The organism is Shimia aestuarii, assembly GCF_022814865.1.
GTDB lineage: Bacteria > Pseudomonadota > Alphaproteobacteria > Rhodobacterales > Rhodobacteraceae > Shimia > Shimia aestuarii_A.
The window spans coordinates 38,787-57,532 of record NZ_JAKVRD010000013.1; the positions used below are offsets into that span (position 1 = coordinate 38,787).

General features: G+C 62.2%; 18 protein-coding genes. 14 read left to right on the forward strand and 4 right to left on the reverse strand.

The annotated features are described in order from the left end of the window. Window positions 1-66: 66 nt before the first annotated feature. Both lipA and MK745_RS13220 read right to left on the reverse strand, forming a co-directional pair. Window positions 67-1,020, reverse strand: a complete 954-nt coding sequence (lipA, locus tag MK745_RS13215; protein ID WP_243613776.1) for a lipoyl synthase — start codon at window positions 1,018-1,020, stop codon at window positions 67-69. Window positions 1,021-1,268: 248 nt separating this feature from the next. Next, window positions 1,269-2,378, reverse strand: a complete 1,110-nt coding sequence (locus MK745_RS13220) for a DUF6456 domain-containing protein (protein WP_243613777.1) — start codon at window positions 2,376-2,378, stop codon at window positions 1,269-1,271. 224 nt (window positions 2,379-2,602) lie between these two features. On the opposite strand from MK745_RS13220, the gene MK745_RS13225 reads away from it, so the two are divergent. Then, on the forward strand, window positions 2,603-2,905 hold the full coding sequence (locus MK745_RS13225; protein WP_243613778.1) for a DUF6477 family protein: 303 nt from the start codon (window positions 2,603-2,605) through the stop codon (window positions 2,903-2,905). Between the two features lie 6 nt (window positions 2,906-2,911). On the opposite strand, the gene MK745_RS13230 is transcribed toward MK745_RS13225, so the two are convergent. Both MK745_RS13230 and MK745_RS13235 read right to left on the reverse strand, forming a co-directional pair. Beyond that, window positions 2,912-4,453 carry a trimethylamine methyltransferase family protein gene (locus tag MK745_RS13230; protein WP_243613779.1) on the reverse strand — a complete coding sequence of 514 codons (1,542 nt, stop codon included), beginning with the start codon at window positions 4,451-4,453 and terminating at the stop codon, window positions 2,912-2,914. 152 nt (window positions 4,454-4,605) lie between these two features. Further along, window positions 4,606-6,054, reverse strand: a complete 1,449-nt coding sequence (locus MK745_RS13235) for an SH3 domain-containing protein (protein ID WP_243613780.1) — start codon at window positions 6,052-6,054, stop codon at window positions 4,606-4,608. Between the two features lie 139 nt (window positions 6,055-6,193). On the opposite strand from MK745_RS13235, the gene guaA reads away from it, so the two are divergent. The 13 genes from guaA to MK745_RS13300 all read left to right on the forward strand — a co-directional run bounded on the left by guaA (window position 6,194) and on the right by MK745_RS13300 (window position 18,618). Further along, entirely contained in the window at window positions 6,194-7,753 is a 1,560-nt protein-coding gene (gene guaA, locus MK745_RS13240; RefSeq protein ID WP_243613781.1) for a glutamine-hydrolyzing GMP synthase, read from the forward strand. Window positions 7,754-7,793: 40 nt separating this feature from the next. Continuing rightward, entirely contained in the window at window positions 7,794-8,552 is a 759-nt protein-coding gene (locus MK745_RS13245) for a class I SAM-dependent methyltransferase (protein ID WP_243613782.1), read from the forward strand. A gap of 147 nt (window positions 8,553-8,699) precedes the next feature. Further along, complete coding sequence (locus MK745_RS13250) at window positions 8,700-9,425, forward strand: class I SAM-dependent methyltransferase (protein WP_243613783.1); 726 nt, start codon at window positions 8,700-8,702, stop codon at window positions 9,423-9,425. Continuing rightward, a complete protein-coding gene (locus tag MK745_RS13255; RefSeq protein ID WP_243613784.1) occupies window positions 9,418-9,951 on the forward strand; it encodes a hypothetical protein in 534 nt (177 codons plus the stop codon). Before MK745_RS13250 ends, MK745_RS13255 begins: the two co-directional genes overlap by 8 nt. 97 nt (window positions 9,952-10,048) lie before the next feature. Then, complete coding sequence (locus tag MK745_RS13260; protein ID WP_243613785.1) at window positions 10,049-10,915, forward strand: DMT family transporter; 867 nt, start codon at window positions 10,049-10,051, stop codon at window positions 10,913-10,915. A 166-nt stretch (window positions 10,916-11,081) separates the two neighbouring features. Continuing rightward, window positions 11,082-12,350, forward strand: coding sequence for an outer membrane protein transport protein (locus tag MK745_RS13265; RefSeq protein WP_243613786.1), 1,269 nt, complete (start codon window positions 11,082-11,084; stop codon window positions 12,348-12,350). A gap of 108 nt (window positions 12,351-12,458) precedes the next feature. Continuing rightward, on the forward strand, window positions 12,459-13,373 hold the full coding sequence (locus MK745_RS13270) for a DMT family transporter (RefSeq protein WP_243613787.1): 915 nt from the start codon (window positions 12,459-12,461) through the stop codon (window positions 13,371-13,373). A gap of 153 nt (window positions 13,374-13,526) precedes the next feature. Next, a complete protein-coding gene (locus MK745_RS13275; protein WP_243613788.1) occupies window positions 13,527-14,399 on the forward strand; it encodes an ATPase in 873 nt (290 codons plus the stop codon). Between the two features lie 32 nt (window positions 14,400-14,431). After that, window positions 14,432-15,355, forward strand: coding sequence for a homoserine O-succinyltransferase (locus tag MK745_RS13280; RefSeq protein WP_243613789.1), 924 nt, complete (start codon window positions 14,432-14,434; stop codon window positions 15,353-15,355). Then, window positions 15,345-16,298, forward strand: coding sequence for an alpha/beta fold hydrolase (locus MK745_RS13285; RefSeq protein ID WP_243613790.1), 954 nt, complete (start codon window positions 15,345-15,347; stop codon window positions 16,296-16,298). Before MK745_RS13280 ends, MK745_RS13285 begins: the two co-directional genes overlap by 11 nt. A 42-nt stretch (window positions 16,299-16,340) precedes the next feature. Continuing rightward, window positions 16,341-17,210, forward strand: a complete 870-nt coding sequence (ppk2, locus tag MK745_RS13290) for a polyphosphate kinase 2 (RefSeq protein WP_243613791.1) — start codon at window positions 16,341-16,343, stop codon at window positions 17,208-17,210. Further along, window positions 17,203-17,823, forward strand: a complete 621-nt coding sequence (locus MK745_RS13295) for a TetR/AcrR family transcriptional regulator (RefSeq protein WP_243613792.1) — start codon at window positions 17,203-17,205, stop codon at window positions 17,821-17,823. The genes ppk2 and MK745_RS13295 overlap by 8 nt, the downstream gene beginning before the upstream one ends. A gap of 12 nt (window positions 17,824-17,835) precedes the next feature. Further along, window positions 17,836-18,618, forward strand: coding sequence for a hypothetical protein (locus tag MK745_RS13300; RefSeq protein ID WP_243613793.1), 783 nt, complete (start codon window positions 17,836-17,838; stop codon window positions 18,616-18,618). Window positions 18,619-18,746 lie beyond the last annotated feature (128 nt).

Below are 18,746 nucleotides of genomic sequence, written 5' to 3' on the forward strand. Positions count from 1 at the left end.
CCCCCAGCCACGCCCAACGCTTTCGAGGCGCAGCCCCGCTGCGCCTCGAAAGGGGCGGGAGCGCCCCTAGTTCTTGGAGAGTTTCGCCATCCGCGCATCGCGCAGTTTCGCGAAATCATCGCCCGCATGGTAGGAGGACCGGGTGAGCGGCGTCGCCGACACCATCAGGAACCCCTTGCCATAGGCCGCTTTCTCATAGCCTGCGAATTCTTCGGGCGTGACGAACCGATCCACCGCGTGGTGCTTCGGTGTCGGCTGAAGATACTGGCCGATGGTGAGGAAATCGATATCGGCGGCGCGCATGTCTTCCATGACCTGATGCACCGCCTGTTTGTCCTCGCCAAGCCCGACCATGATGCCCGACTTGGTGAACATCGTCGGATCAATTTCCTTCACCCGCTGCAACAGGCGCAGGGAATGGAAATACCGCGCGCCGGGGCGCACTTCCGGATAGAGGCCGGGCACGGTTTCGAGGTTGTGGTTGAACACATCCGGCTTCGCCGCCACGACCACCTCAAGCACCTCGGGCTTACAGCGGATGAAATCCGGCGTCAGAATCTCGATCGTGGTGTCGGGGCTGCGATGGCGAATGGCGCGAATGGTCTGGGCGAAATGCTCTGCCCCGCCATCTTCGATATCGTCGCGGTCCACCGAGGTGATGACCACGTGGTTGAGGCCAAGCTTCTGCACCGCATCCGCAACGCGGCCCGGCTCGAACACGTCAAGATCTTCGGGCGGCTTGCCTGTCGCGATGTTGCAGAAGGTGCAGGCGCGGGTGCAGACCTCGCCCATGATCATCATCGTGGCGTGGCCCTGGCTCCAACATTCGCCGGCGTTCGGACAGCCCGCCTCTTCACAGACCGTGACAAGCTTGTGCTCGCGCATGATCTTGTGGGTCTGGCGATAGCCTTCGCCCATCGGGGCTTTGACGCGGATCCAGCTTGGCTTCTTGGGCTGGGCATTGTCAGGACGGTGCGCCTTTTCGGGGTGGCGTTCCTGGGGAATCTTGAGATCACGCATGCGAGGTCTTTCTTCGCTCATTTGGTCCCGTCTAACACAGAAACGCAGCGCGCGCCCTGTCGCATTCCGGGACCCGGGTCTTCGCCCCTGACATAGCGTAAAGCGATCCGGAGCGAAAGACACCGCGCAAAAGCGCGTCGAGGACTGGCAAAAGGCGGCGCAGCCGTTCCGACAAACACCGCCTCCATCGCTCGCTGTTGGCTCAGAACCTCAAGCGATATCCCTTGCCGCCGCTCTTGGCCGCGCTCTCATCCGATCATCGGCCCCGCGCCATCCTTTTGCGATCGGTAGTGCTCACAAAGCCGAGTGAGCGCAATGCGCAGCACGATCTTGCCGGACCGGGCCGACCAGCCAAGGCGCTTTTCCGTCCGCTCAAGCCCCTCAAGGAAACAGCAACACCGAAGCGCCACATCCGCCAATCCCTCGCCCAGATCAGCCAGCGCCGCCTCGACCCGCCCCCGCGCCAGATCCGGCAGGGCGCTCCCACGCGGGTCGCCCGGCCCCGCGTCGCCCGCAATCAGCGCGAGCCAATCCTGAGGCGTGATCCCGCCCATCTGTGCGATCTCGAAATCTTCACGAAGCCGCTCACCGGCCGCAACCTGCGCCGGGCTGAGAAAGGGGGTGCCGTCCCGGTCCCGCCGCCGCGCCAGCGCAACAAGCGGCGAATCCGCAGTCGAAAACCGCGCCCCGCCAATTGCTTCCCGCGCCTCGTCCAACCCCTCACCTAGATGCGGATTGGCAAAGCCCGCCTGGGCCTCGGCAAAACCCGTGGCACGGTTCTCCTGCGCCGCCAAAAGCCGGTTCAGCGACGCCCGCCCGGCCGCCGTGACGTGATATCGCGAGATCCGCCCCGGTTGTGGACACGCGATCCAAGCCTGAAGCGCCATTGCCTCGACAATCTCGGGATCGACCGTGGCCGTGCGCGCCGCAACCTCCGCATCCTCGCGCACCACCACCGCTTTCTCCATATCCTGCGCCACCGCGAGCACCGCCCCCGGCTCACAGAGATGGCGCAGCACCCGTCGTGCTTCACGTTCGAATTTTGGCGTGTCCGGCATTGCACCGGGTCCGGCATTGGCTTGCATGAGGGCCATCTCCTCGTCTGTGGGAAGGCGTGCCGCGGGAAGGAACAATTCCGCGAGCCGGTCGAGCACCCGATCCACCAAGGGATCGTCCCGACGCGTCTCGATCTTGCGGACCTGCCGCAAGACGGTCGACGGATGAAGCGCCTCGCGACGCCCAAGCTCACGCAGAGACCACCCCAGAGCCGTATGCGCCAAATAGCGTTTTGCTTCGTCCGGCACCCACCCCGGCACCTTCGCTGATCCGGTCTCCATACGCATCCGTTCGAGCCCCATACTGGTCAGTCATTCGCCCGTAGTTATCCACAGACTTTTCCCTAAAATTGTTCACAACCTAAGCGCGAACCCTTACCCAGTGGTTAACATTCGCTCGGTAGGTCCATGATTGTTTCTCATTTATGAACAATGCCGAAATCCCGCGAACGCTGTATTTCTCGATCCGCAACACCCTCTAGGGTTGTGTCATGCAAGAGACATCACGCGACTGATGGAGATATGCGATGCAAGATATCCTGACCCGACTGAACGCCCTGCGCCGTCCCCGCCTGTTGATCCGCGCCGCCCGTGCCGGGGTAGATGACTATATGCGCGCGCCACATCTCGCGCGCCTGCTGGGGTATGGCCAAAAGGCCCCGCGCAGCGGACCGGCGCTGATGCGCCTGATGGAGATGGAAGCAGAGGTCAACGCCCAGCGCACAAGCGGCGATGCCGCCTATTCGCTGGTGCGTCATGTCGATCTCTTGATCGCGATGTTGGCCGAGGCCCGCTTGCTGCGGGCCACGCGGCCGGATTTGCCGAGCTGAGGCGCTTTACATGAAGGCGTCGGGCACCGACGCCTTTTTCTCGGCGACATAGGCGTGGAGCGCGGCCTCGACGGCCGGGTCCATCGCGGGCTTTTGGTAGGCGTCGAGAAGCTTCTTGACCCGCTCGCCCGCAAGAACCTGCGTATCGCGCGCACCTTCTTCTTCCCATGTCTCGAAGGGCTTGTAATCAAGCACTTCCGAGCGCCAGAAGGCCTCTTTGAAATTCGCCTGCGTGTGATCGCATCCAAGGTAATGGCCGCCCGGCCCCACCTCGCGGATCGCGTCCATCGCCTGCGCGTTCTCATCAGAGGCCACGCCCTGCGCCATTTTGTGCAGCGTGCCAAGCTGGTCGGCATCCATGACGAACTTTTCAAAGCTCGACACGAGCCCGCCTTCGAGCCAGCCACAGCTATGCAGCATGAAGTTCACGCCGCCCATGAGCACCGCATTATGGGTATGCGCGGTCTCGTAGGCTGCCTGTGCATCCGGCAGTTTCGAGCCGCAAAGACCACCACCCGACCGGAACGGCAGGCCAAGACGCCGCGCAAGCTGCCCAGCGCCATAGAGAATCTGGCTCGCTTCCGGGGTGCCAAAGGTCGGTGCGCCCGAGTTCATGTCAATCGAGGTCACGAAGGCCCCAAAGATCACCGGCGCGCCGGGACGGATAAGCTGGCTATAGGCCACACCTGCAAGCACCTCGGCCAGAACCTGCGTCAACGTCCCCGCAACCGAGACCGGCGCCATGGCACCGCCCACGATAAAGGGCGAAATGATGCAGGCCTGATTGTTCTGCGCATACACTTCAAGCGCGCCCATCATCACCTCGTCAAAGGTCAGCGGCGAATTGATGTTGATGAGCGAGGTCATCACGGTGTTTTCCTGTACGAACTCTTTGCCGAACAGGATCTCGCACATCTCCACGCTATCACGCGCCCGGCTCGGGTCTGTCACAGAGCCCATGAACGGCTTGTCCGAAAGCGTCATATGCGCAAGCAGCATGTCGAGGTGGCGCTTGTTGACCGGCACATCGGTCGGTTCGCACACCGTGCCGCCCGAATGGTGAAGCCACTTGGACATATAGCCAAGTTTCACAAACTTCTCAAAGTCATCCATGGTGGCATAGCGGCGACCGCCATCAAGGTCGCGCACAAAGGGCGGGCCATAGACCGGCGCGCAAACGAGGGTCTTGCCACCGATCTCGACATTGCGCGAAGGATTACGCGCATGCTGCACGAAGGAAGACGGCGCCGTCTTGCAAAGCTCACGCGCCATGCCACGCGGAATGCGCACGTGCTCACCATCGACATCTGCCCCGGCCTGACGCCAACGCGCCAGTGCGGTGGGATTCTCGACAAAGTTCACGCCAACCTCTTCAAGGATGGTCTCGGCGTTGTATTCGATGATCTCGATCGCTTCCTCGGTGAGGATTTCGAACAGCGGAATATTGCGCTCGATATACTTCGCCGCCTCGATCTTCAGCGTGCCGCGTTCGGCCCGTCGTGCCGCACCGCCACCACCGCGTGCCCGTCTGCGCCCTGCTTCTGCCATATCGCGTTCTCCCCGTGGATCAGAATCTTGACGATTCTATACCCCGCACCCGGCCTCGCCCCGCCGCAGGATAACGGCGATCAAGGGAGGAAAACGACATAAAGGCCGAGATCAGGCGCCATCACCACCATCATATCAAGGCGCAGGTGCCGTTAGTCCTCTTTCCAACGCAGCTGATCGAGCCCCACCTGCGCGCGCGACCACTCGACCAAACCACCGTATTCGAGGCTGGCTTTCTTCTCCGGGTGCTGGTCTGTCCAACGCTTGCAATGAAGCCACATGGTGCAGCCGCGCCAATTCGCCTTCTTCACCTTCCCGCTCGCCGCATCCGGACGCCAGCCTTGGCCCAGCGCATCTGTCAGAAACCCATGTGTGCATTCGTAATACTCATGCCCCCACGATAGCTTTTCGATGGATTTCAACCGGATAACGAGGCCAATCCCATCCCGGATTTCCCAGCCACCGCGCCACCGCGCGCCATAACCCGGTGTCGATCCCCGAATGACCGAGCCCCGCGCAATCGCCGCGCCATTGCCATAGAGGATCGTATCGGTGCTGTTGGCCGGGAACTGCCGCCACACTGTCGTGCCACGCCCCACAAAGTCGACCGACACAGGGTTCACGTATTTGACCTCATACGGGTCATTGAGCAGGCTCTTGCGCTTGACCTCCATCTCGGGCGCATAAACTTGCGGCGGATAGGCGTCCAATTCGGCCGCGTCACAGAATTGATCCCCGTCCCGCGTCTCATTGACGATAAACGTCTCTCCCCGCCCCGTCGGGGCCGCGGGGGCCGCAGCAACCGGCGCGGGCTTTGGCGCCGGTGCCACCGAAGGCCGCGCCTTTGCGACAGGCACAGATGGCGCGGGTGCTCGCCCGCCTTGACTGCGCAGCGCATCAATCGCCTTGCGTGATCCCTTGAGGCTCAGGCGCATGGTCTTGAAACTGTTGGACTGATAGCTCGCCCGCGTCTGATAGCGAAACGCGATGTCCCGCCCCGATTGGAACGCCTCAAGCGTCTGGCCCAGCGCCCCCGCCGGAATCGGAACCCGCACCTGCGCGCTCGCGATGCCATCACCGCCCTGATATTCGGTCATACAGGCCCGCCCGTAACAGCCATTGGCAGCGATCTCGCGCTCGCGGCCATCGGAAAAGGCGATGCTGGCCCCCATGAAATGGATCATCGGATCATCGGAATCGCGAAAGAACCCGTAGTAATAGCCCCCTGTCTCCTGATCCCGCCCAAGGAACACCTGCGCGATCAACACCCCGTTCTGACGCAGATCCCAGCTCGCTTCGCCGTCTCTGGTCACCCATCCCCCGGCGACACCGGAACGCGTCGGCGCGGCGGGCCGCATGTATTGGCGATAGGACCACCCCACGACGCCGCTCGGCAGAACCACGTTCGACCAATTGCCGCGCCGCTCCACTTCCTCGACCCGAAGCCCATTATCCATCCGCTGTAACACACGATAAGATGTCCCCGGCCCACTGCGCAGGTTGAGCCAGCCATCCTTGGGATCATCCACGATCAACGTCTCCGCCCGCCCCCCGGTGGCAAGCGTCAGGAAAAACAGCCCCAAAACCAATATACGTTTCATCTGCAATCCCCTTCTGAAAGGCCAATCATAGCACAATGCGCCATCGAAGCGCGCTCTGACAAGCTTGAGCCCCGCTCTCCCACCGCCCCACAACGCAATCTCTCTTGCCGACTCGCGTCCAATTCCTTAATCGGCTGGCATGAGTGACACATCCCACGCCCGCCTTCTCATTATCGACTTCGGTAGCCAGGTAACGCAGCTCATCGCGCGCCGCCTGCGCGAGTTGAACGTCTATTGCGAAATCCACCCCTATCAGAACGTCACGATGGACATGGTCCGCGAGATGGCGCCAAAGGCGATCATCTTCTCCGGCGGCCCCGATAGCGTGACCCGCGAAGGAAGCCCGCGCGCCCCGCAGGAGATCTTCGACTACGGTGTGCCGATCCTCGGTATCTGCTACGGCCAACAAGTGATGATGCAGCAACTGGGCGGGCGCGTGGAATCCGGGCATGGCACCGCCGAGTTCGGTCGCGCCTATGTCAAAGAGACCCAGAAACTCGACCTGCTCGAGGGCTGGTATCAGGACGGCGACGAACAGGTCTGGATGTCGCATGGTGACCACGTGGCGGAAATCGCGCCGGGCTTTGAGGTCTACGGCACCTCGCCGGGCGCCCCCTTCGCCATCACCGCCGACACCAAGCGCCATTTCTACGCCGTGCAGTTCCACCCCGAGGTGCACCACACCCCGAACGGCGCAAAGCTCTATGAGCAATTCGTGAAGCTCGCCGGGTTCAAGGGCGACTGGACCATGGGCGCCTACCGCGAAGAAGCCATCAAGGCGATCCGCGAACAGGTGGGCGACGCGCATGTGATCTGCGGTCTCTCCGGTGGCGTCGATAGCTCGGTGACCGCGATCCTCCTCCACGAAGCCATCGGCGACCAACTGACCTGTGTCTTCGTCGACCATGGCCTCCTGCGCAATGGTGAGGCCGAAGAGGTCGTCACCATGTTCCGCGACAATTACAACATCAAGCTGATCCACGCCGACGAGACCGATCTCTTCCTTGGCGAGCTTGAGGGCCAGTCCGACCCCGAGACCAAGCGCAAGATCATTGGCAAGCTCTTCATCGATGTGTTCCAGAAACACGCCGACACGATCGAAGACGCCACCTTCCTCGCCCAAGGCACGCTCTACCCCGATGTCATTGAATCGGTGAGCTTTTCCGGCGGCCCCTCGGTCACGATCAAATCGCACCACAATGTCGGCGGCCTGCCCGAGAAGATGGGCCTGAAGCTGGTCGAGCCGCTGCGCGAGTTGTTCAAAGACGAGGTCCGCGCCCTTGGCCGCGAACTCGGCCTGCCGCAATCGTTCATCGGGCGTCACCCCTTCCCGGGACCGGGCCTCGCCATCCGCTGCCCCGGCGAGATCACCCGCGAAAAGCTCGACATCCTGCGCGAGGCCGACGCGGTCTATATCGACCAGATCCGCAAACACGGCCTCTATGACGAGATCTGGCAGGCTTTCGTCGCGATCCTGCCGGTCCGCACCGTTGGCGTGATGGGCGACGGGCGCACCTATGACTATGCCTGCGCCCTGCGTGCCGTGACCTCCGTCGATGGCATGACCGCGGATTACTATCCGTTCTCCCATGAGTTCCTCGGTGAAACCGCGACCCGGATCATCAACGAGGTCAAAGGCATCAACCGCGTGACCTATGACGTGACCTCGAAACCGCCGGGCACCATCGAGTGGGAGTAATCCCCACCCGAATCTCTCCTACACCGGGCGCAGCCCGATGATGTCGCGCAACACAGGCGCGGTGCGGTGCTTCCTGTTTCAACTCCGGTGCCGCGTGCCCCTGTGGGTGATCGGTCGCGGGACGATATTGGTGCTGCGCGAGCGCCTGACCCATCGCGGCGCCCAACGGCAAAAGGCCGAGGCCGCGATGGCCGCCTTTCGTTCCTGTCGCGACCGCCACGCCTTCGATACCGATTGGTTTAGCGCCAATATCCCCCTTTGGCAGCGCTTGATCGCAGAGGAAGGCCTCGCCACACGCCCCGATCTGGCCTGTCTCGAAATCGGAAGCTGGCAGGGGCTCTCTGCCCTCTACACACTGACCGCCCTCCCCCGCGCGCAACTGACCTGCGTCGACACATGGCAAGGCGCAGATGAGCATCAGGACGATCGCTTTGTCTGTCCCACCATCCTAGCCAGCGTCGAACAGCGCTTCGATGAAAACCTCGCCCCCTTCTGCGACCGCATCACCAAGGTCAAATCGACCTCCGCGGCCTTCTACGCGCAAACCCCGCCCGGCCCCCGATATGACCTGATCTATGTGGACGGCGCGCATCACCGCGATGATGTCATGGCCGATGCGATCCACTGTTTCGACCTGCTGAAACCCGGCGGCGTGATGATCTTCGACGATTACTGTTGGCAACATTACGAAAAGCCCGCCGACAATCCCGCAGGCGCGATCAACGCCTTCTTGCGCCGCAAACGCACCGAGATCGCCCTGATCGGGTACGGGCCACAGGTTGCGATCCGCAAGACATAGCTCCGAACAGCGGCGCAATCATCGCTTGCCGCACCTGCACCCGGACTCTAGTCTCATACGTCAAAGACATTTCACGGAAAGACCATTGCCTCACCTTGCCTTTCGATCGCTGACCCGGACCTATTCCCCGAAGAGCGACACCCCCGAATGACCTTCCTGGACAAGCTCACCCAGAAATGGCGAAACCGCGCGGATCTCGCAAAATACCGCGTCCATGCCCACCCAAAGACCTATGATTGGAAGTGGGAGGAAAAGGGTTTCAACCGCATCGCGCTCGTCAATCACCTCCTGAGCGCGACCCAAGGCGCACAGAGCGCCTATCTCGAGATCGGCTGCGCCAGCAATAGCCTGTTCAACTCCGTCGCCTGCCTCGACAAGACTGGCGTGGACCCGGCCTCGGGCGGCACCCACCGCATGACCTCGGACGCCTTCTTTGCCGCGAATACCCGCCGCTTCGACGTGATCTTCATCGACGGTCTGCACGAATACGCCCAAGTGCGCCGTGACGCCCTGAACGCGTTGGCCGTCCTGAAAGACGGCGGTTGGATCGCGTTCCACGATTTCCTTCCCGCCGACTGGCAACAACATCACGTCCCCCGCCTGAGCCCCGCTTGGACCGGCGATTGCTGGAAACTCGCGGTCGAACTGCGCGAGGCCACGGGCCTTGCCTTTCGCATCGTCGAGATCGACCATGGCGTCGGCCTGATTCAAAAAACCTCTGACAACCCCCACATTCCCGACCTCTCCGAAAGCCTCGCGCCCGCCCAATTCGACCGCTTCGTTGCCGAACTGGACAGCCTGCCTCTCTGCAGCTTCCAAGACGCCATCGCCTTTGTGGGCAATACCCCGATCAAAAGGGCTGCTCATGTATAAGAACATCTTCGTGCTCTGCACCGGTCGCTGCGGAAGCACGACCTTCTCCAAGGCCTGCGCCCATCTGACCAACTACTCCGCAGGCCACGAGACCCGCACCCACATGCTCGGCGCCGCGCGCCTTGCCTATCCCGCTTTCCATATCGAAGCCGACAACCGGCTAAGCTGGCTGCTCGGGCGCCTTGATGCGGCCTATGGTGACAATGCCTTCTATGTGCACCTCGAACGCGACCGCCGTGCCACCGTCAAAAGCTACGCCAAGCGCAAGGGTGGGATCATCTCGGCCTACAAAGGCGGTGGTATTCTGCTGCATTGCAAAGAAACCGACCGCGAGAAACTCGCCGAGGACTATGTCGACACCGTGACCGAGAACATCCGCCACTTCCTGCGCGACAAGACCCACAAAATGCCTTTCCGCCTCGAATACGCCCAAGCGGACTTCAAACGCTTCGTGCGGCTGGTCTCGGCCGAAGGCGATCTCGACCGCGCCCGCGCCGAATTCCACGTACCCCACAACGCGAGCTGACCTCGCCCGCGGCATTTTCCGGGCACCGGTGGTTTTGCCCTTTTGTTTCCGCGCCTGCTGACACAAACTGCGCGCCGAAACCGCGAGAAAGACCCCGATGTCCGATACGTTCAAGGCCGCGCTCTGGATGAGCGGCGCCATTCTCTCCTTCTCATCCATGGCCATCGCAGGCCGCGCCGTCTCCTTTGAACTCGATACGTTTGAGATCATGATGTATCGCTCTTTCGTCGGCGTGGTCATCGTCCTCATCGTCGCCAGCCTCGCCGGAACCCTGAATCAGGTCAGCCGCGATAAGCTTGGCCTGCATCTCTTTCGCAACATCTCGCATTTCGCCGGTCAGAACCTCTGGTTCTACTCGATCACCGTCATCCCCCTGGCCCAGGTGTTCGCGCTCGAGTTCACGTCGCCGATCTGGGTCTTGGTGCTCTCGCCCCTGTTCCTCGGCGAACGGCTGACCCCGATGCGCGCGCTCGCCGCGCTGCTCGGCTTTATCGGTATCCTGATCGTCGCCCGCCCCGGTGTCGGCACCTTCCACCACGGCCTCGTGACCGCCGCCATTGCCGCCATCGGCTTTGCAGGCTCGATCATCCTGACCAAGAAACTGACCCGCACCGCGACGATCACCTGCATCCTCTTCTACCTGACCACGATGCAGGCGGTGTTCGGCATCCTGTTTGCAGGTTTCGATCTCGACATCGCCCTGCCCTCGGCCTCAAGCGTGCCTTGGCTGATCCTGATCGGCTGTGCCGGGCTGCTGGCGCATTATTGCCTGACCACGGCGCTCTCCATCGCACCGGCAACCGTCGTCGTGCCCATCGACTTCATCCGCCTGCCCGCCATCGCGATCATCGGCATGCTGCTCTATGAGGAACCGCTCGATATCTTCGTTTTCCTCGGGGCGGTGCTGATCTTCGGCGGCAATTACCTCAACATCTGGTTCGAAACACGCCCGCAAAAAGCGTGACAAAAAGAGCACATATACAGCAAAAAGAATAAATAAACGCATCTTTCGTATGTATCTATTACCGCCTTACGTTGGGTGACGAGTTGACGAATAGCCTCCCGGTTCGGTTCCTTTTCCGCACTAGGGAGGAAAAATAATGACGTGAAACAAACTCGTACTTGTCGCCATGGCGACATCGACTCTTGCGCTCTGCGCGGGACAGACCATCGCCGGGGGGCTCGATCGCTCCGGCCAAAGCACAAGCGCTATCTTCAACGAACCCGGCACCGCAAGCCTGTCCTACGGCAGCGTGCAGCCCTCGGTTACCGGCACGGACGCGCTCGGCAATAGCTATGACGTCGCCGAGGACTATCAGGTGACAACCCTGTCCTACACCGGTGCCTTTTCGGACAAGCTCACCTATGCGCTGATCATCGATCAGCCCTATGGCGCCAATGTCAGCTACGGCAACAGCCCCCTGACCTCGGTGCTTGGCGGCACCATGGCCGACCTCTCAAGCGATGCCGCGACCTTCGTCGCCCGCTATGCGATCACCGATCGTTTCAGCATCCTTGGCGGCGTGAGCATCGAAGGCGTGCAAGGCAACGTGAGCCTGAATGGCCTCGCCTATCAAACTGCCATCGCAACCTCGGCCGTCACCTCGGCGTTCAACTCGGTCCTGCCCAATGTGCTGCCCGATCTCACGAGCACCGTGCTCAACGCGGCCCTCGCCGGAAGCGCGACGGCCCAAGCCGCCATTGATACGCTCTACGGCCCCGGCACCTTCGCCTCGCTCGCCGCTCAGGTCGGCACTGCGGCTTCCACCTTCGTCAGCACCGGCGGCTACAAGTTTGCCATGCAGAACGATACGTCCATCGGCTACCTGATCGGCGCCGCCTACGAGATCCCCGACATCGCCCTGCGCCTCGCCGCCACATACCGCTTCGAGACAGAGCACAGCGCCAGCACGACAGAGAACCTGCTCGGCATTACCCAGAACGGCACCGTCGACTATGTAACGCCACAGTCGTTCAACCTCGACTTCCAGACAGGCATCGCCCAGAACACCCTTCTGACCGCGAACTTTCGCTGGACCGATTTCTCCTCGGTGGACGTGGTGCCCGATTTGCTCGGCAATGACCTCGTCAACCTCGAGAACGCGCGGCGCTTCTCGCTCGGGATTGCCCGACGCTTCTCTGACTCCTTTGCCGGGTCCGTCTCGATCAGCTACGAGCCCGACACCCATAGCGCGACCGTCTCGCCGCTTGGGCCGACAGACGGGCTCTATGGTCTGACCATCGGCGGCCGCTACACCCACAAGAACATCAATATCACAGGCGGGGTGAACTATACGTGGCTCGGTGACGCCAATGCCGGTGTCGCCGGTGTGCCCGTGGCCTCCTTTAACGACAACCATGTGATCGGTGTGGGCCTAAAGGCGGAAATCACCTTCTGATCCAAGCCACAGTCGAAAACATCCGCCCCCGCGCTTTCCGGCGCGGGGGCTTTGCTTTGCGCAGGAAACGGGTCGTGTCGCCCCACCCCTTGCCGCTACACCTGCCCCATGACCCAGATGTCCCTCTCTCCCCGCGCATGGGCCGAGCTGTTCCTGCTCGGCGCGATCTGGGGTGGCGTTTTCCTCGCCGCCCGCCTCGCCCTGAACGAAATCGGCGTACTGACCGCCGTGGCCCACCGCACCGTCTGGGCCGCGCTCACCCTCTGGGGCGTGGTGCTTTGGCTGCGCCTGCCGGTGCCGACCTCCCCCCGGCTCTGGGCCGCCTTCGCCATCATGGGGCTCCTGAACAACCTCATCCCCTTCACCCTCCTCAACTGGGCACAGCTTCATATCGAAAGCGGCCTCGCCTCGATCTTCAACGCCACCACAGCCGTCTTTGGCGTGCTCGTCGCCGCCGCGATCTTCGCGGATGAAAGGCTGACCCGGCAGAAACTGCTGGGGGTCACGCTCGGCTTTCTCGGTGTCGCGACGGCCATCGGCCTCGAGAACCTCGCCCGCTTCGACCCGCGCGCCCTTGCCCAATGGGCAGCCCTTGGCGCAACCCTCTCTTATGCCGTCGCCGGGGCCTGGGCACGCAAGGCGCTCTCTGGCCTCGCGCCCCAGATTGCCGCCGCAGGGATGCTCACCTGCTCCGCCCTCGTTGCCCTGCCGCTCGCATGGATCGTCGATGGCCCGCTGACCCTTGCGATCTCCCCTGTGACATGGGGCGCGCTGGCCTATTACGCGGTGATCGGCACGGCGCTCGCCTACCTGCTCTACTACCGCGTCCTCGCCATGGCCGGGAGCGGCAACCTCATGTTGGTGACCCTCCTGATCCCGCCCTTCGCCATCGCCCTTGGTGCGCTCGTCCTTGGCGAGGCTCTGGCCCCGCGCGCCTATTTCGGCTTCGTCCTCCTCGCGCTTGGCCTCCTCGTCCTCAATGGCCGATTGCCCCTCCCAAGACGGCGCGCCCTGCCGCGTTAACCGGGACGGTGCATAAACGACTCGCCACAGACCCAATACAGACGCGATACCGACGCAATACCGACGTTGGTTTTGTCGTTAACCCAAATCCCGTTTGACCCCTTCGCCCCTGCCCGCTACCACATTGCAAACACTCACGAGGGACAGGCCCCGATGATCTATCAAAGCGCACAGGACTGGCGGGACGCCGAGCAGAAGAAGGTGCTTCTCTTCGGCATGTCTGGCCTTGGAAAAACACATGTTTCCAACACCTTGCGCTCTCAAGGCGATTGGTTTCACTATTCCATCGACTACCGTATCGGCACCCGCTACATGGGCGAACACATCACGGATTCCTGTATCCAGGCCGCGATGGAGCACCCCTACCTGCGCGAAATGCTGCTGCGGGATGCGATCTATATCGCCCCCAACGTCCACACCCACGACCTCACCGCCGTCTCCACCTACCTCAGCAAACCCGGCAACCCCGCCAAGAACGGCCTGCCCATCGACGAATATCGTCGCCGTCAGGATCAGTTTAAAAACGCGGAAATTCATGCACTTATGGACACCGAGCATTTCATTGACCGGGCCCGCAAAGTCTATGGATACGACCATTTCATCTGCGACACGGGCGGTTCGATCTGCGAGTGGGTCGACCCGTCGAACCCCGCCGACACCATCATGACCGAGCTTTCGGCCCAGACGCTTATGGTCTGGATCGAAGGCTCCGACGCCCACACCGAGGAACTCGTGCGCCGCTTCGACGCCGCGCCGAAACCGATGGCGTATCAGCCTGAGTTCCTTTCGCGTGCGTGGTCGGAATATCTCAATGAATTCAAAGTCCAAGAAGACGCGGTTGATCCCGATCATTTCATCCGCTGGACCTATGCACAGGCGCTTGCCCATCGCCAACCGCGCTACGCAGCGATGGCCAATTGGGGCGTGACCGTCTGTGCCGAAGAGGTCGCCGCCGTCCAAAGCGCTGTCGATTTCGAAGACTTGATCGCCAAGGCTCTTGATCGCCGCACCGAAACCCCTACCTAACCCTCTGCAATCCAACAAGAAGTTCAGAACCCATGCCGATAAAACTGCCCTCCGACCTGCCTGCCTATGACGTGCTCTCGCGCGAAGGCGTCATGGTCATGTCCGAGGATCAGGCTGCCCGGCAGGACATCCGCCCGTTGCGGATTGGCCTTTTGAACCTCATGCCCAAGAAGATCCAGACCGAGAACCAATTCGCCCGCCTGATCGGGGCCACCGCGATTCAGATCGAGCTTTCTCTGATCCGCATGAGCGAGCACAAACCCCGCAATACCGGGGCCGATCACATGGCCGAATTCTACCGTCCTTTCAACGAGGTAAAGGCCACGGGCGAGAAATTCGACGGGTTCATCATCACTGGCGCGCCGATCGAACACCTTTCCTTTACCGATGTCACCTATTGGAAGGAACTGTGCGAGGTTTTTGAGTGGACCAAGACCCATGTTCATTCGACGTTCGGCGTCTGCTGGGGCGGCATGGCGATGATCAACTACTTTCACGGGGTCAAGAAACACATGCTCGACGCCAAGGCCTTTGGCTGTTTCCGGCATCGCAACATGGACCCCGCCTCGCACTACCTGCGCGGTTTCTCGGATGATTGCGTCATCCCTGTGAGCCGCTGGACCGAGATGAAACAAGGCGAGATCGATGCGATCCCGGCCCTCAAGACATTGTTGTCCTCCGATACGGTCGGCCCCTGCCTCGTTGAGGAACCGGACCGCCGCGCGCTCTATATCTTCAATCACTTTGAGTATGATAGCGACACGCTCAAACAGGAATATGATCGCGACGTGGCCGACGGCACCCCGATCAACGTCCCTGCAAACTACTATCCGGACGACGATCCGACAAAACCTCCGCTCAATCGCTGGAGAAGTCACGCGCACCTGCTATATGGCAATTGGATCACCGAGATCTACGAAACAACGCCGTATGACATGAGCGAGATTGGCCATTAAACTCCTGATTTACCTTGTTATTCTCCTTGCGCTCTTTGCCGCGCTGACGCTCTACCTTGCCAAGCGGCACGAACGCCGCGCCGAGGCGAGCCACCCGCCCGAGGGCCAATTCGTGACGATTGACGGCCACCGCGTGCACGTCGTCGTGCGCGGTTCTGGCCCCGATCTCGTGCTGATCCATGGCGCGAGCGGCAGCACCCGCGACATGACTTTTGAGCTCGTCGGTCATCTTGAGGATCGCTACCGCGTCTTGGTCTTTGATCGCCCCGGCCTCGGCTATACCGACCGGATCAACAGCACCGGCGCGACCATCACCCAACAGGCCGACCTCCTGTCGCGCGCCGCCGCCGAACTCGGCGCTGAGGCCCCCATCGTCATGGGCCAGAGCTATGGCGGCGCCGTGGCGCTTGCATGGGCCGTGCACTACCCCGAGCGCATCTCGGCCCTCGTGCCCCTCGCCGCTGCTTCGGGCACATGGGAAACAGGCCTCGACGCCTTCTACCGCGTGACCTCGCACCCTTGGCTCGGCCCGCTCGCGATCCCCCTCATCACCGCCTATGTGAGCGACGACTATGTGGCGGGCGTCATGGAAGGCATCTTCACGCCACAGGCCGTCCCCGAGGGCTATAGCGCCTACTTTGGCCCCGGACTGACACTGCGCCGCAAGACCCTGCGCGCCAATGCCCTGCAACGCGCCAATCTCCTCGACGAAATCGACGCCCTCGTGCCGCGCTACGGCGAGATCGAGGTGCCAACCGAGATCGTCCATGGCGACTCTGATCCCACCGTCCCCGCCTGGAACCACGCCGAACGCCTCGTGGCCCGCATTCCCGGCGCAACTCTGACGCTCCTGCCCGGGATCGGCCACATGCCCCAGCACGTCGCCGCCCCCGAGGTCGCCGCCGCCATCGACCGCGCCGCCGCGCGCGCCGGATTGCACTAATCCGCCCTGAGCGCCATATTGGGTCAAAACTGGAGAGGTTTCATGGAGCTGCCCTTCGACGGCGCGATTAGCGACTATTACGAGAACCACGCCCCCGATGTTGTGCGGGACGCGATCCGCGACGCGGACAAGAAGGATATCCTCGACAGCGACTACCCGCATACCACCCCGATGCGCGGCAAGGACTACGATAAGGAAATCGCGGCGCTTCAGGTCGAACTGGTCAAGCTGCAACGCTGGGCCAAGGATAGCGGCGCCCGTGTCGCCATCGTGTTCGAGGGCCGTGATGCTGCCGGAAAAGGCGGCACAATCAAGCGCTTCCGAGAGAATCTTAATCCTCGTGGCGCGCGCGTCGTCGCCCTCCCCAAACCGACCGACGCTGAACAGACGCAATGGTATTTCCAACGCTATATCGACCATCTGCCCTCAGGCGGCGAAATCGTCTTCTTCGACCGTTCTTGGTATAACCGGGGCGTCGTCGAGAAGGTCTTTGAGTTTTGCACCGACGACCAGCGCGATCATTTCTTCCGCCAGGTGCCGGATTTCGAGTCGATGCTCGTCGACGAGGGCATCCACCTGTTCAAGTTCTGGCTCAATGTCGGGCGCGCCGAACAGCTCCGCCGCTTCCTCAAACGCGAATCCGACCCGCTCAAGCAATGGAAGCTGAGCTGGATCGACGTAGAGGGCCTCAAACGCTGGGACGCCTATACCAAGGCCATCGGCGAGACCCTGACCTTAAGCCATAGCGTCGCCGCGCCCTGGACCGTGATCCGCTCTGACGACAAAAAGCGCGCCCGCCTCATGGCCATGCGCAGCGTGCTCTCCGCCCTGCCCTATGACCGCAAGGACGAGGCCGCGATTGGCGAGATCGACGCGAAAATCTGCGGCGGCCCCGAGATCTGGAATGGCTAAGAAACGCGGCTATCATCACGGCAATCTGCGTCAGGCCCTCGTCGAGGCGGCCTTGATGCTGATCGAATCCAAGGGCCCCACCGGTTTTACCCTCTCTGAGGCCGCGAAACAGGCGGGCGTCACCCCCGCCGCCGTCTACCGTCATTTCGAAGGCCGCGAAGACCTCATCGCCGAGGCCGCGCGACAAGGCTACGAGATTTTCGCCGATGTGATGCAATACGCCTACGACAAGGGCCAACCCTCCGCGCTTGCCGCGTTTGAGGCCACGGGCCGCGCCTATCTCGCCTTTGCCCGCAAATACCCCGGCCACTACATCGCCATGTTCGAAAGCGGTATCTCCGTCAATCGCACCCCGGAACTCGCCGCCGTCTCGGCCCGCGCCCGTGGCGTGCTTGAGAAAGCCGCCGCCGATCTCTCGGAGCATATCCCGCCGGAAAAACGACCCCCCGCCGCGATGTTCTCGGCCCATATCTGGGCGCTGAGCCATGGCGTCGTCGAATTGTTCGCCCGCAACTCTCCGGGCACCCAAGCGCCCTTCCCGCCCGAAGATCTCCTTGAGACGGGGATTGGCGTCTACCTGCGTGGCCTCGGCCTGATCGCACCGGACCGCTGAGAAAGGCCCCCCATGCCACGGCTGTTCCAAAGCGAATTCACCTACCCCAACGGGTTTGCCGACCTCGCCGAGGATGTCCCAAGCCGCCGCCTGCCGTATCCAGAGATGGAAGACACCCTGCGCTCGGTCTCCGCGCCGGGGCTGGACGCGCTGGCCAAGACACGGGCACAGGCGCCCGACCCGTCCGCCTTCCCCGAGACCGCGCCAACGCCGAAACCCGCCCCCCAGAAATATCTCGAACTGCGCCGCGAATTCGACGGCCAACCAGAGCTTCTCGCGCTGCATGCCCTGACCATCGCCGCCGCGCGTCGCGCCGATCCGCCCGAAATCGCCCGCGCCCTTTTTCTCGAGATGTGGCAGGATCACGCGCCCTTCCTTCTCGATCACCTCGACCGCCGCTGGCAGCTTTCCGCGCTCCAAACCTTTCGCGATTTCGGCACCAACGAAGACCAACGCCGCGCCGCCTCCGAATTGACCGTGTTCTTTGCGCTCACCAAACTCTACGAGACCGAACGCCTCTATAGTGGCGAAAAGGCCAAGAGCCCCTTCTCCCTCGACACGCGCGCCCGTGGCGGGTTGCCGATGGGGCTGACGGGCTATTCCATGCGTGCCGGGGATCTCGACCGCACGCTCCTCGGCATGCTCTGGCAAAGCGCCGAGGCCGATCCGGTCCTGCGCCCGCTCGCCTGTCGCCTGCTGACCGACCTCAACCGCGACCGCAGTAGCCTCTTCCGTCGCCTACGCCTCATGCGCCGCGACTGGAAGCGCCGCCACAAGAGTAAGCGAACGCCTTAACCTCTTCCTCTTGCCGGAAATATCCCCGCCGGAGGCAGACCGCATGCAAAGCATGCTCATAAAGCGCGCGCCTTGGCGCGCACCGCTAGATTGCCCAAACGCAAAAGGGCCGCCCGAAGGCGACCCCT

Coding starts and splice junctions, on each gene's coding strand:
- MK745_RS13280 (WP_243613789.1), top strand. CDS start 14,432: ATGCCGATAAAACTGCCCTCCGACCTGCCTGCCTATGACGTGCTCTCG.
- MK745_RS13245 (WP_243613782.1), top strand. CDS start 7,794: ATGTCGCGCAACACAGGCGCGGTGCGGTGCTTCCTGTTTCAACTCCGG.
- MK745_RS13235 (WP_243613780.1), bottom strand. CDS start 6,054: ATGAAACGTATATTGGTTTTGGGGCTGTTTTTCCTGACGCTTGCCACC.
- MK745_RS13275 (WP_243613788.1), top strand. CDS start 13,527: ATGATCTATCAAAGCGCACAGGACTGGCGGGACGCCGAGCAGAAGAAG.
- MK745_RS13250 (WP_243613783.1), top strand. CDS start 8,700: ATGACCTTCCTGGACAAGCTCACCCAGAAATGGCGAAACCGCGCGGAT.
- MK745_RS13230 (WP_243613779.1), bottom strand. CDS start 4,453: ATGGCAGAAGCAGGGCGCAGACGGGCACGCGGTGGTGGCGGTGCGGCA.
- MK745_RS13255 (WP_243613784.1), top strand. CDS start 9,418: ATGTATAAGAACATCTTCGTGCTCTGCACCGGTCGCTGCGGAAGCACG.
- MK745_RS13260 (WP_243613785.1), top strand. CDS start 10,049: ATGTCCGATACGTTCAAGGCCGCGCTCTGGATGAGCGGCGCCATTCTC.
- MK745_RS13225 (WP_243613778.1), top strand. CDS start 2,603: ATGCAAGATATCCTGACCCGACTGAACGCCCTGCGCCGTCCCCGCCTG.
- MK745_RS13295 (WP_243613792.1), top strand. CDS start 17,203: ATGGCTAAGAAACGCGGCTATCATCACGGCAATCTGCGTCAGGCCCTC.
- MK745_RS13270 (WP_243613787.1), top strand. CDS start 12,459: ATGACCCAGATGTCCCTCTCTCCCCGCGCATGGGCCGAGCTGTTCCTG.
- MK745_RS13300 (WP_243613793.1), top strand. CDS start 17,836: ATGCCACGGCTGTTCCAAAGCGAATTCACCTACCCCAACGGGTTTGCC.
- lipA (WP_243613776.1), bottom strand. CDS start 1,020: ATGCGTGATCTCAAGATTCCCCAGGAACGCCACCCCGAAAAGGCGCAC.
- MK745_RS13265 (WP_243613786.1), top strand. CDS start 11,082: ATGGCGACATCGACTCTTGCGCTCTGCGCGGGACAGACCATCGCCGGG.
- MK745_RS13220 (WP_243613777.1), bottom strand. CDS start 2,378: ATGGGGCTCGAACGGATGCGTATGGAGACCGGATCAGCGAAGGTGCCG.
- guaA (WP_243613781.1), top strand. CDS start 6,194: ATGAGTGACACATCCCACGCCCGCCTTCTCATTATCGACTTCGGTAGC.
- ppk2 (WP_243613791.1), top strand. CDS start 16,341: ATGGAGCTGCCCTTCGACGGCGCGATTAGCGACTATTACGAGAACCAC.